The organism is Streptomyces flaveolus (assembly GCF_014648815.1).
GTDB lineage: Bacteria > Actinomycetota > Actinomycetes > Streptomycetales > Streptomycetaceae > Streptomyces > Streptomyces flaveolus.
On sequence record NZ_BMRV01000001.1, the window covers coordinates 377,321 to 389,491 of the forward strand.

Annotated in this window: 12 protein-coding genes; 2 read left to right on the top strand and 10 right to left on the bottom strand. The window is 72.5% G+C overall.

What is annotated here, in order from left to right; genetic code table 11:
* Positions 1-118: 118 nt before the first annotated feature.
* The 5 genes from IEZ05_RS01700 to glnA form a co-directional block, all read right to left on the bottom strand.
* Positions 119-1,303, bottom strand: coding sequence for a winged helix DNA-binding domain-containing protein (locus tag IEZ05_RS01700; RefSeq protein ID WP_189228136.1), 1,185 nt, complete (start codon positions 1,301-1,303; stop codon positions 119-121).
* A gap of 78 nt (positions 1,304-1,381) precedes the next feature.
* The gene (gene pspAB, locus IEZ05_RS01705; RefSeq protein WP_189228137.1) at positions 1,382-1,960 is read right to left on the bottom strand and encodes a PspA-associated protein PspAB; all 579 of its coding nucleotides are present in this window, start codon (positions 1,958-1,960) and stop codon (positions 1,382-1,384) included.
* A gap of 5 nt (positions 1,961-1,965) precedes the next feature.
* Positions 1,966-2,883: a zinc metalloprotease HtpX gene (htpX, locus tag IEZ05_RS01710; RefSeq protein WP_189228138.1), complete on the bottom strand. Its 918-nt coding sequence runs from the start codon at positions 2,881-2,883 to the stop codon at positions 1,966-1,968.
* 102 nt (positions 2,884-2,985) lie between these two features.
* Positions 2,986-3,246, bottom strand: coding sequence for an SCO2583/SCO2584 N-terminal domain-containing protein (locus IEZ05_RS01715; protein WP_189228139.1), 261 nt, complete (start codon positions 3,244-3,246; stop codon positions 2,986-2,988).
* A 129-nt stretch (positions 3,247-3,375) separates the two neighbouring features.
* Positions 3,376-4,785 carry a type I glutamate--ammonia ligase gene (gene glnA, locus IEZ05_RS01720; protein ID WP_189228140.1) on the bottom strand — a complete coding sequence of 470 codons (1,410 nt, stop codon included), beginning with the start codon at positions 4,783-4,785 and terminating at the stop codon, positions 3,376-3,378.
* A 243-nt stretch (positions 4,786-5,028) separates the two neighbouring features.
* On the opposite strand from glnA, the gene IEZ05_RS01725 reads away from it, so the two are divergent.
* A complete protein-coding gene (locus IEZ05_RS01725) occupies positions 5,029-5,496 on the top strand; it encodes an RDD family protein (RefSeq protein WP_189228141.1) in 468 nt (155 codons plus the stop codon).
* 119 nt (positions 5,497-5,615) lie between these two features.
* Here IEZ05_RS01725 and IEZ05_RS01730 read toward each other — a convergent pair whose 3' ends face one another.
* The 4 genes from IEZ05_RS01730 to lipB all read right to left on the bottom strand — a co-directional run bounded on the left by IEZ05_RS01730 (position 5,616) and on the right by lipB (position 8,799).
* Positions 5,616-6,317: a DUF4191 domain-containing protein gene (locus IEZ05_RS01730; protein WP_189228142.1), complete on the bottom strand. Its 702-nt coding sequence runs from the start codon at positions 6,315-6,317 to the stop codon at positions 5,616-5,618.
* A 68-nt stretch (positions 6,318-6,385) separates the two neighbouring features.
* Entirely contained in the window at positions 6,386-6,589 is a 204-nt protein-coding gene (locus IEZ05_RS01735; RefSeq protein WP_189228143.1) for an SCO2195 family GlnR-regulated protein, read from the bottom strand.
* A gap of 272 nt (positions 6,590-6,861) precedes the next feature.
* Complete coding sequence (lipA, locus tag IEZ05_RS01740) at positions 6,862-7,827, bottom strand: lipoyl synthase (RefSeq protein WP_189228144.1); 966 nt, start codon at positions 7,825-7,827, stop codon at positions 6,862-6,864.
* A 174-nt stretch (positions 7,828-8,001) separates the two neighbouring features.
* A complete protein-coding gene (gene lipB, locus IEZ05_RS01745; protein ID WP_189228145.1) occupies positions 8,002-8,799 on the bottom strand; it encodes a lipoyl(octanoyl) transferase LipB in 798 nt (265 codons plus the stop codon).
* 258 nt (positions 8,800-9,057) lie between these two features.
* On the opposite strand from lipB, the gene IEZ05_RS01750 reads away from it, so the two are divergent.
* Positions 9,058-10,521 (top strand): regulator, encoded by a 1,464-nt coding sequence (locus tag IEZ05_RS01750; protein ID WP_189228146.1) that lies wholly within the window; start codon positions 9,058-9,060, stop codon positions 10,519-10,521.
* A 26-nt stretch (positions 10,522-10,547) separates the two neighbouring features.
* Here the strand turns inward: IEZ05_RS01750 and IEZ05_RS01755 are convergent, their stop codons facing one another.
* Positions 10,548-11,948, bottom strand: a complete 1,401-nt coding sequence (locus IEZ05_RS01755) for an NAD(P)/FAD-dependent oxidoreductase (protein WP_189228147.1) — start codon at positions 11,946-11,948, stop codon at positions 10,548-10,550.
* Positions 11,949-12,171: the final 223 nt, after the last annotated feature.

A 12,171-nucleotide genomic window follows, 5' to 3' on the forward strand; every position in this document is an offset into this window, starting at 1 on the left:
GGCCGGCGCCCCCCAGACCCCCGCTTCGGCCTGAACGGCCTCGTCCGCAAACGCGGGACGGGCTGGATTGCCCTGACCGGCGTCGAAGGGCGCACGCCCGGCGTCGGAATCGCTCGCCCTACGCCGACAGCTCCCGCTCCAGGGGCGTACGGAAGCGCGGGGTGATCCGAGTGGTCCCCACCCAGGCCCGCAGCCGCTCCGCCTCGGCCGTGATCGCGGCCTCCGCCTCGCGGCCGATGCCCTTGCCGTCCAGGATCCGCCAGACGATCTCCCCGTCGGCCCGCTGGGCCCAGCCGCCGATCACGCGGCCGTCCCACCAGACCGTCGGGCCGACGTTGCCGCTGCGGTCGAACAGCATCGGCCGCAGCGCGGGCGCGAGATACCAGTCCCGGTGCCGCCAGCCCATCGCCGTCGGATCCAGCGCGGGCAGCAGCGCGGCCCAGGATGCGTCGGGTGCCGCCACCGGGCCGGCGTCACCGGCGACCACGTACCCCGTGCCCTCGTCCAGCGACACCGCCTCCGCGCCGATCGCGGTCAGCGCCCGGCGCACCTCCGTCACCCGCCACCCCGTCCACCACTTCAGGTCCTCCTCGGTGGCCGGCCCGCATGCCCCCAGCCACCGGCGCAGCAGCTCGGCCTGGGCCCCGGCGGGGTCCAGCTCGGGGTGCTCGGGCGCCGGCGCCCAGCGGAACTGGCTGGACGTCCACGAACCCAGCGGCCGGCCCCGCACGACCTTGCCCTCCACCCCCAGCACCTTCAGCAGTCGGGTGGAGACGGTGTGCACGCCCTCGTAGTTCTTCCCGGCCGCGTACACGAACTGCTCCTTCAGCCGCGGCTCGTCCCGGGCCAGTTCGGCCGCCGTCGCCTGCCCGCGCCGGGCCAGCGCCGCCAGCGTCGACTCCTCGACCTCCGCCAGCCAGACCGCGTCCGGCGCCCCGGCCGCCGCCATGTGCTTGAGCAGCGCGGCCCGCTCCCGGCCGGCCACCGTGAGACCGGTCGAGGCGTGCACGACCGCCGTCAGCCCGGCCGGGAAGACGAACACGGTGTGCCGCATGCCGTGCATCCGGACCAGCGCCCGGTCCTCGTACAGCGCCCGCTCCGTCTCGCCCACCGTCTTCGCCGGGTCCGCCAGCCGTGCGCCGACGGCCAGGTACACCGTCGAGGGGTCCGTGCCGTGCAGGGCGACCAGTGAACCGGCGACCTCCTCCGGGCTGCCCGCCCGGGCCCCGCCCGCCAGTCGCTGCCGCAGCGCGAGCCTCGCCCGCCGCTCCGCCGTCCCGATGTGCCGCCGTCCGTCACCCATACCGGCCTCCGCCCGCCCGTCGCGTCTCGGTGCGGCCATCCTGCCCGACACCACTGACAGCGGCGGGGCCCGTGCGGGTCACAGCCCGGGCGCGCCCCACACCGGGAACCAGCGGCCCAGGTCCCCCTCGACCGGCAGCTCACCGGCGAGCGCCGCCCGTACCCGCAGCTCCAGCGCGCTGTCCCGCTGCTGCCGGTCACCGGGCAGGGGCGCGAAGGGGTAGAAGGTACCCCGCTTGTAGAGGTAGACGAGCGCGAGCCGCCGCCCGTCGTCGTCGCGGAAACCGGCCAGGGAGCACAGCAGCTGCGGCCCGAAGCCGTTGACCTCCATCGAGCTGTTCACCGCGTGCAGGTCGTTCACGAGCTGCGGCAACTGGTCGGGGGAACGGTGCGAGACGAGCCAGGAGTAGCCGTAGGAGTCGTGGCGCAGCTCCACCGGGGTCCGGCCGGCGTCCGCGTCCAGCAGGGCCCGGACCTCCCGGTGCGTCTGCTCGAAGGCGGCGCCCTCGACCGTGGCGAAGCACACCGCGCCCTGCCCGGTCGGCGTGAAACCGGCCGCCGACTGCAGGCCCACCGCTGCCGAGGGCAGCGCGAAGAGCCGGTCCAGGTCGGGTGCGACGGGCTTGGAGCGGCCGAGCAGGATGTCCAGCAGGCCCATGGTGCTCAGGCCTTTCCGGGCGCCGCCGCCTCACCCAGTTCGGCGGAGATGTGGCCCAGCTGGTCGAGCCGCTGCTCCAGGCTGGGGTGGGTGGTGAACAACCGTCCGAGGCCGGGCTCGGCGCCGAAGGCGGGCGTGAAGTAGAAGGCGTTGAAGGCCTGCGCCGTGCGCAGGTCCTTCGTCGGGATGCGGGCGATGTCGCCGGTCACCTTGGTGAGCGCCGAGGCCAGCGCCGAGGGACGGCCGGTGAGCAGGGCGGCGGCCCGGTCCGCGGCCAGCTCCCGGTACCGGGACAGGGCCCGGATCAGCAGGAAGCTGAGCGCGTACACCGCCGCGGAGACGCCCATCACGGCCGCGAACACGACGAGGGTGTTCTGGTCCCGCCGTCCGCCGCCGAACAGCTGCGAGTAGAAGGCGAACCGCACGACCAGCCCGGCGATCACGCCCAGGAAGGACGCGACCGTGATCACGGCGACGTCCTTGTGCGCCACGTGCGACAGCTCGTGCGCGAGCACGCCCTCCAGCTCGGCCGGCTCCAGCCGGCCGAGCAGCCCGGTGGTCACGCAGATCACCGCGTTGTCGGGGTTCCGCCCGGTCGCGAAGGCGTTCGGCATGTCCATCGCCGACACGGCGACCACCGGCTTCGGCATGCCGGCCATCGCCGACAGCCGGTCGACCACTCCGTGCAGCTCCGGGTACTCGTCCCGCTCCACGACCCGGCCCCGCATCGCGAACAGCGCGATCCGGTCGGAGAACCAGTACTGCGCCCCGAACACCAGGGCCACGATCACCACGACGAGGACCCAGGACTTCAGCAGCACGATCAGCGCGGCGATGAAGCCCACGTACAGCAGGCCGAGCAGGAACAGCGTGATCCCCATGCGCACGGTCAGCCGCCGGTCGCTCCGGAAGCGGCTCTGCATCTGCATCACCCCGCAGTCGCGCACTCGTCCCGCTGTCCAGTGTGCACCCGGCGCACCCCATGAACGGGTCGCGGCCGGTACCGCAGGCGGCAAAGAAGACGCCTAGTAGGGCGCCCGGAAGTTGATGTACCCGAGCAGCACGATCACGGCGGCCACGCAGCCGAGCACCACGGCGGTGGACACCCACGAGGAGCGGCGGCCGGATCCCACGGGGTCGGGGTCGGCCCGGAAGGGCACCGGTCCGGGCGGGTTCTCCTTCCAGCGCGCGGCCAGCATCCGGGCACGTGCGGACGGCTCCTTGTGCTCGGCTCCGTCAGCCCACTTCAGGTCGAACTCCCGCTGTTCGTCGTCCCGTTCGGACATCCCCGCCCCTCTCCCCGTTCCGTCGATCGAACATCCGTGTTAGTACACCAGGAGGGCCGGACCGCGCAAACGACGGCGTCCCCGCCCCTGGAGACAGGAGCGGGGACGCCGGACGGCCGGAAGCGTCGATCACACGTCGAAGTAGAGCTCGAACTCGTGCGGGTGCGGACGCAGCTGCAGCGGGGCGATCTCGTTCGCGCGCTTGAAGTCGATCCACGTCTCGATCAGGTCCGGCGTGAAGACGTCGCCCTGGAGGAGGAACTCGTGGTCGGCCTCGAGGCGGTCGAGGACGGCGCCGAGGGAGGTCGGGACCTGCGCGACGTTGGCGTGCTCCTCGGGAGCCAGCTCGTAGAGGTCCTTGTCGATCGGCTCGGCCGGCTCGATCTTGTTCTTGATGCCGTCCAGACCCGCGAGGAGCAGGGCCGAGAAGGCCAGGTACGGGTTGCCGGAGGCGTCGGGGGCGCGGAACTCGACGCGCTTGGCCTTCGGGTTCGAGCCCGTGATCGGGATGCGCATCGCGGCGGAGCGGTTGCGCTGCGAGTAGACCAGGTTCACCGGCGCCTCGAAGCCCGGCACCAGGCGGTGGTAGGAGTTCACCGTCGGGTTGGTGAAGGCCAGCAGCGACGGGGCGTGCTTGAGGATGCCGCCGATGTAGTAGCGGGCGGTGTCCGACAGGCCGGCGTAGCCCTGCTCGTCGTAGAACAGCGGCTCGCCGTTGCTCCACAGCGACTGGTGGACGTGCATGCCCGAGCCGTTGTCACCGAAGATCGGCTTCGGCATGAAGGTCGCCGTCTTGCCGTTCTTCCAGGCCACGTTCTTCACGATGTACTTGAAGAGCTGGAGGTCGTCCGCGGCGGCGAGCAGCGTGTTGAACTTGTAGTTGATCTCGGCCTGGCCGGCGGTGCCCACCTCGTGGTGCTGGCGCTCGACCTTGAGGCCGGACCGCTCCAGCTCCAGGGAGATCTCGGCGCGCAGGTCGGCGAAGTGGTCGACCGGCGGGACCGGGAAGTAGCCGCCCTTGTAGCGGACCTTGTAACCGCGGTTGTCCTCCAGAGCACCGGTGTTCCAGGCGCCGGCCTCGGAGTCGATGTGGTAGAAGGACTCGTTCGCGCTGGTGGCGAAGCGGACGGAGTCGAAGACGTAGAACTCGGCCTCGGGACCGAAGAACGCCGTGTCGGCGATGCCGGTGGAGGCGAGGTAGGCCTCGGCCTTCTTCGCCACGTTCCGCGGGTCGCGGGAGTACTGCTCGCCCGTGATCGGGTCGTGGATGAAGAAGTTGATGTTGAGGGTCTTGTCCCGGCGGAACGGGTCGATGCGCGCCGTGGACAGGTCGGGGCGCAGGGACATGTCCGACTCGTGGATGGCCTGGAAGCCGCGGATCGAGGACCCGTCGAAGGCCTGCTCGTCGTCGGGGTCGAACGCCTCGGCGGGCAACGTGAAGTGCTGCATGACGCCCGGCAGGTCGCAGAAGCGGACGTCGACGAACTTGACGTCCTCGTCCGCGATGTACTTCTTGGCCTCGTCGGCGTTCTGGAACATCCAGCTCCTCCTACTCCCGACCGTCCCGCCGGGGTGGTAGATCGTTCGTGCGGCCAGTGCGGGTGGCACACGCTGCCTCGACCCTAGGGACGGGTGATTTCTCGGGCGTGACCCATTTGTTTCGCAGAAGTTAACCGGCTCCCTTCCAGCCTAGGCCCCATCCGGGCCCGGCACACCCCGCTGTACACCCCGCCGTGCACCCCGCCGTCCCTGGGGCATATGGGGGCGCAGTACCGTGGACGGGTGGACAACAGGCAAGCAATCGGATCGTGGCTGTCCGGGCCGCGCGCGGCCATCGAAGGGGCCGGCGCCGATCTCGGATACCGGGGCGAGCAGCTCGGGCTGCCGGAGGAGGGGCCGGGCTCCATCGCCCGTCCGGGCCGCAGGCTCGGCGCCCTCGCCGTCGACTGGGCCCTGTGCTCCTTGATCGCATACGGCCTGATCACGGGCAGCTACGGCCAGACGGCGAGCAACTGGGCGCTGCTCATCTTCTTCGTGCTCAGCGTGCTGACCGTCGGCACCCTCGGCTTCACCCCGGGCAAGCGCCTCTTCGGCCTGCGCGTGGTGGAGCTGGGCACGGGCCGCGTCAGCCCGGCGCGCGCGCTGCTGCGGTCGGTCCTGCTGTGCGTCGCGATCCCCGCGCTGATCTGGGACCGCGACGGCCGGGGGCTGCACGACCGGCTGGCGCGCACCGTGGAGGTCCGGATCTAGCACACGGTGCTACGACGATGGGGGCGCCCGGAGCCACGCGGCGGTAGCCGCACACTGGCTCGTCGGGCGCCCCCATCGCCTTAGCGCGTTCGGGTGCCGAGTGCTGGGTCGGGCCGGGCTCAGCGCCGGGGGTTGCCGCCCTTCGGCATCCGCATGCCCTTGGGCATCGGGCCCTTGGGCAGGGGCATGTTGCTCATCAGGTCGCCCAGGGCGCGCAGCCGGTCGTTGGTCGCGGTGACCTGCGGACCGGTCAGGACGCGCGGGAGCTTGAGCATCGTCGTGCGCAGCTTCTTCAGCTCGACCTGGTCCTCGCCGGTGCCCACGATCAGGTCGTGGACGGGCACGTCGGCGACGATCCGGTTCATCTTCTTCTTCTCGGCCGCCAGCAGGGACTTCACCCGGTTCGGGTTGCCCTCGGCGACCAGCACGATGCCGGCCTTGCCGACCGCGCGGTGCACCACGTCCTGGCTGCGGTTCATCGCCACCGCGGGGGTCGTCGTCCAGCCCCGGCCGATGTTGTCCAGTACCGCCGCGGCGGCGCCCGGCTGGCCCTCCATCTGCCCGAAGGCCGCCCGCTCGGCCCGGCGCCCGAAGACGATCGCCGTCGCGAGGAAGGCGAGCAGCAGGCCCAGGATGCCGAGATAGATGGGGTGACCGATCAGGAAACCGATCGCGAGGAGGACACCGAAGACGACGATGCCGACACCCGCGAGCACAAGACCGATCTTCTTGTCGGCCTTGCGGGTCATCTTGTAGGTCAGAGCGATCTGCTTCAGTCGCCCGGGATTCGCAGCGTCCGCTGCAGGTTCCTTCCTCGCCATGCCGTGAAGTCTACGTGGCCGGGAAGGCGCCGACGACGGCAGTGCCCGGCGCCGCCGTACGGGGGAGGTCAGCGGCGGCCGGTGACGACCTGCTGCTGCAGGACCCGCTCGGTCTCGATCCGGTCCTTGGCCCGGCGGCGGTCCTCCAGCACGGAGGTCCAGGCGTTGCGCCGGGCGGTGCGCTGGCCGCTGCTCATCAGCAGCGACTCGACGGCCCGCAGGGCGTCGGTGAACGACGGGATGGCGGTGGCGCGAACGGGCGCGGCCTGCATGGTGGAGGTCCCCCCTCGGTACGGATCCGGGTGTGGGTGTACGTGCTGTGATTCCAGGGTCACTGATTGGTGTTACCAGGGCGTGACCCGCCGGTCAAACGCACATGAAGCGGTGGTGCCGGGGTCCGGAACGGCGACGCGGCCCCGACCGGTGCCCTCATCTGCGAGGACGGTCGGGGCCGCGGCGTATCGGCCACTACTGCCGAGTAGTGTCTTGTGCGTGAATTCACACGCGGTGCGCCTCCGCCCGGGGGGCGGAGACTGACGGTACGTCAGACGGCCTGGCCGGCGACGACGGTGTCGCGCTTCTCGACCGCCATCCGGTAGAGCCGCCCGGCGCGGTACGACGAGCGCACCAGCGGGCCGGACATCACGCCGGAGAAGCCGATCTGCTCGGCCTCCTCCTTCAGCTCCACGAACTCCTGCGGCTTGACCCAGCGCTCCACGGGGTGGTGGCGCACGGACGGGCGCAGGTACTGCGTGATGGTGATCAGCTCGCAGCCGGCCTCGTGCAGCTGCTTCAGTGCCTCGCTGATCTCCTCACGGGTCTCGCCCATGCCGAGGATCAGGTTCGACTTGGTGACCAGGCCGTAGTCGCGGGCCTCGGTGATCACCTTCAGGGAGCGCTCGTAGCGGAAGCCGGGGCGGATCCGCTTGAAGATGCGCGGCACGGTCTCGACGTTGTGCGCGAAGACCTCGGGGCGGGAGTCGAAGACCTCGCGGAGCAGCTCCGGCACCGCGTTGAAGTCGGGGGCCAGCAGCTCGACCTTGGTGCGGCCGTCCTGGCGCTCCGCCGTCTGCTGGTGGATCTGGCGCACCGTCTCGGCGTACAGCCAGGCGCCGCCGTCCGGCAGGTCGTCACGGGCCACGCCGGTGATGGTGGCGTAGTTCAGGTCCATGGTGACCACGGACTCGCCCACCCGGCGCGGCTCGTCGCGGTCGAGCGCCTCGGGCTTGCCGGTGTCGATCTGGCAGAAGTCGCAGCGCCGGGTGCACTGGTCGCCGCCGATGAGGAAGGTCGCCTCGCGGTCCTCCCAGCACTCGTAGATGTTGGGACAGCCGGCTTCCTGGCAGACCGTGTGCAGGCCCTCGCTCTTCACGAGGTTCTGCATCTTCGTGTACTCGGGGCCCATTTTCGCCCGGGTCTTGATCCACTCGGGCTTGCGCTCGATGGGGGTCTGGCTGTTGCGGACCTCCAGGCGCAGCATCTTGCGTCCGTCGGGTGCGACTGCGGACACGACCGGCTCCCTAGCGTTCGATTCTTCGGCGTGCCCCAGGGTACGCCCGTTGTTTTGTTGGTCGGCGTTGGTGCTGGCCCTGCTGGGGGCTGCCGCCCCCAGGCCCCCGCTTCGGCCTGGACGGCCCCGTCCTCAAACGCCGGACGGGCTGGATTTATGCCGCCGGCGCCGAGATCACGCCGGGGTCTTCTCGATCAGCCTCGGCTTCAGGTCCGCGTTCTCCAGGACGTCCCGCAGATGGCGCTCGACCACCGGGAGGACCTCCTCGATGGTGACGTCCCGGCCCAGCTCGTTCGCCAAGGAGGCGACGCCGGCGTCGCGGATGCCGCACGGGATGATCTTGTCGAACCACTTGTTGTCGGGGTTCACGTTCAGGGCGAAGCCGTGCATGGTGACGCCCTTGGCCACCCGGATGCCGATCGCGGCGATCTTGCGGTCCTCGCGCCGCTGGCCCGCGTTGGACGGGGCGTACTCCGGTCCGTTGAGGCGCGGGTCGAACTCCTCGTCGGTCAGGCGCGGGTCGAAGTCCAGGGAGAGGCCGCCGAGGGCCGGGCGCTTCTCCACCGGGTCGCCGAGGACCCAGACCCCGCTGCGGCCCTCGACCCGGGTGGTCTCGACGCCGAACTCCGCGCAGGTGCGGATCAGCGCCTCCTCCAGCCGCCGCACGTGCGCGACGACGTCGACCGGGCGCGGGAGCTTCTGGATCGGGTAGCCGACCAGCTGGCCCGGTCCGTGCCAGGTGATCTTGCCGCCGCGGTCCACGTCGATGACCGGCGTGCCGTCGAGCGGCCGCTCCTCGTCCGCGGTGCGCCGCCCGGCCGTGTAGACCGGCGGGTGTTCGAGAAGCAGCACGGTGTCCGGGACCTCGTCGGCGAACCGCGCGGCGTGCACCCGGCGCTGCTCGTCCCACGCCTCCTGGTACTCGACGCGCTCGGCGCCGAACCCCATGCGGATGAACCGAAGCTCACTCACGGCAAGAGCCTCCCTGGAAGGTCGTAAGGCACGAACCGTGCCCACGCCACTGTACGACCGCCCGCCTGACCCCCGTCGGGGGGCCGCTGCCCGTCAGCTCGACAGGAAATCCTCACACGATCGGATGAATGGCAGAGGAAGCGTGCGATCGGGTGTTTACTCTCCGCTACATTCGCGCCGTTCACGAGGCCATAAGGGCTGCTCACAGGCGCTCCGGGCACATCGCAGGGCCCGGAAGGCAGGAGACCGCACCGCACCATGACGGAACGACCCGCGCAGCGCACCCCCAACCGCCAGCTCGCCGCGCTCATCGCCGAAGCGGGGTTCTCCAATGCGGGTCTCGCGCGTCGCGTCGACCAGCTCGGACTCGAACACGGCCTGGACCTGAGATACGACAAGACGTCCGTCACCCGGTGGCTGCGCGGCCAGCAGCCACGCGGCACCACCCCCGCCCTGATCGCCGAGGTCTTCACCCGGCGCCTCGGCCGCCGCCTCAGTGCCCAGGACCTCGGCCTGGACGCCTGCGCCCCCGTCTACGCGGGCCTCGAGTTCGCCGCCACCCCGGAGGAGGCCGTCGACATCGTCGGCGGACTGTGGCGCAAGGACTCGGGCAGCCACGCCGAACTGCGCAAGATCGCCTTCACCCCGGCCGGGCTCGTCGTGCCCAGCCGGGACTGGCTGATCGGCCGCGCCGACGAGAAGGTGGCCCGCTCCGAGGTGCCTGTCCGCATCCCCGCGCAGGGCCGTCCGGCGTTCCCCGGCGGCCCGGTGCCGCTCGCCCCCTCACGCCGGCGGGCGCCGGCCGACCGCGGGCCCGGCCAGAAGGTCACCGGCGGCGACCTCGCCGCGCTGCGCTCGGTGGGCGAGCTGTTCCGCAGCCTCGACGACCGGTACGGCGGCGGCCACGCCCGCCAGGCTCTCGTGCGCTACCTGGAGCACGAGCTGGAGCCGATGCTGCGCGGCACCTACGGCGAGCAGACCGGCCGCCGGCTGTTCGCCGCCGCCGCCGACCTGACCCGGCTCGCGGGCTGGACGTCGTACGACATCGCCGCGCACGGGCTCGCCCAGCGCTACTTCGTGCAGGCGCTGCGGCTCGCCCAGGCGGCCGGGGACCGGGCGTACGGCTCGTACGTGCTGGTCACCATGAGCCGCCAGGCCGTCTACCTCGGCCACGGCCGCGAGGCCGTGCAGCTCGCGCGCGTCGCCCAGCAGGGCGTCGGCACCTCCGCGCCGCCGGTCGTGCAGACGCTGCTGCACGCCGCCGAGGCACGGGCGCACGGCGTCCTCGGCGAGGTGCGGGCGTGCACCGCCGCCCTGGCACGGGCCGAGCGCGCCCTGGAGGCCGCCCGGCCCGGGGACGAGGTGCCGCACTGGGCGCGCTTCTTCGACGAGGCACAGCTCGCCGACGAGTTCGGGCACTGCCACCGCGACCTCCAGCAGTTCCGCGCCGCCGCCCAGCACGCGGAACGCTCCCTGCAACTGCGCGCCCCCGCCTACGCCCGCAGCCGGCTGTTCTGCCGGGTCGTCCTCGCCACCGCCCGCCTCGGCCTCGGCGAACTCGACCAGGCCTGCCAGCTGGCCGCCGAAGCGGCCGGGCAGGCGGCGGAGATGCGGTCGGTACGGGCGGCGGAGTACGTGCGCGACTTCGAACGGCGCCTGGAGCCGTACCGGGACGCGGCACCCGTGCGCGGCTACCGGGACAAGGTGGCGGCCCTGGGGTGACGGCGCCCTGATCCGAACGCCACCCCCTAGGCGGCGCGCGCCGACAGGGACTCGGCCGTATGCATCGACCGGCCCGCGCCCAGGTCCGTCAGGATCGCCGCCGACGCCCGGTGGGCCGAGTGCAGCGCGCCCTGGACGGTGCTGGTGTCCCGGTGGTCGCCGCACACGTACAGGCCGGCCAGCAGCCGCACCGGCCGGAGCGGGTCGTGCGGCGGGCGCATGGCGGGCACCGCCTCGGCCGTGTGGTGCACGGCCAGGGTCTCCCAGCGGCCGGTCGGCATGCCGTAGAGGCGGGCCAGATGGATGCGTACGGCCGCGTCGACGTCGGACGGCACGGGGCCGAGGACCGTCGAGGAGACCAGGGCGCGGCCGGCCGGCGCGCGCGACGGGTCCACGTGGCTGACCACCGCCGTGTGGGCGACCGGTCCGCCGCGGTCCGCGTCGAGCAGCAGGGACGCACCGGTCGCCGGGGGCTCGTCGGTCGTGTGGTGCACCACCGTCACCGGATGGAAGTCCGGCACCCGCAGCCCCGGCAGCAGCTCGGCGGCGGCGCGGGCGTCGGTCGCCACCAGGACGGCCCGGCAGCGGATGACGCCGTGCTCGGCGGTGGTCACCGCGTTGGTGGCGACCGAGGTGACCCGGACGCCGGTGTGCACGGTGCCGGCCGGCAGCGCCCGCGCCAGCAGCTCCGGCACGGTCTCCGCCCCGCCCTCGGGCAGCACCGGCCGCCCGCTCGCGAAGGCGCGCAGCGCGAGGTCGGCGCACCGGCTGGAGGTGGTCAGGTCCGGGTCGTACAGCAGGGCGGCGAGCAGCGGACGCAGGAAGCCGTCGATCGTGCGGGCGGGCAGTCCGCGGGCCGACAGCGCCTGGGCGGCGGGCAGCTCCGGGCGCGCCAGCAGCCGTTCGACCGGGGTGCTCGCGAGACGGGTCAGCGCGGCGCCGAGCCGGGCCTGGTCGACGGCGGTGCCCAGCGGGGCGCCCGTCCGGGGCCGGGGGGCGGCGACGGGCCGTCCCGGCACCCGGGGCGCGGGGGCCATGCGCCGGGGCGCGGAAACCGCCCGGGGGGCGCTCGCCAGGGCGCGCACCGTATGGAGTGCGCCTCTTGCGCCCCGGGCGCCGGCCGGGGCGCCCGCGCGGTGGTGGCGGCCCTCGCTGTGCAGCAGCACCCCGGGCGCGAACGGCAGCAGCGCGAGGCCGTCCAGACCGGGGGTGAGGCGCAGTTCGGGATACGCCGTGGAGAGCAGCTGTCCGATCCTGTCGAGCCGGAATCCGTCGACCTTCTCGGTCGCCATCCGGCCGCCCACTCCATGGGCGGCCTCCAGGACCGTGGTCGTCACTCCTGCGCTGGTCAGCCGATGCGCCGCGGCGAGGCCGGCGATCCCGGCCCCCACGACGACGACGTCCGCCTGGTACGCGGGCTCAAGCACGTGCCCCTCCTAGGGGGTGTCGTTCGGATCATGCCGCAGACGCGGGGCCTGGCACGCCCACCTGCGGCGTTGTCGTCACTCGCCGACGCTCCGCGTCGACTCCCTCCTCCGCCTCGCATCCGGACGAGTCAGGCCCCGCTCACCGGCGCTGACGAAGAACCGCCGATCTGCTGCGTCCTGATCCAAGCGTCACCCCCTGGAGGCTGCGCGGCCGCTGGAGACG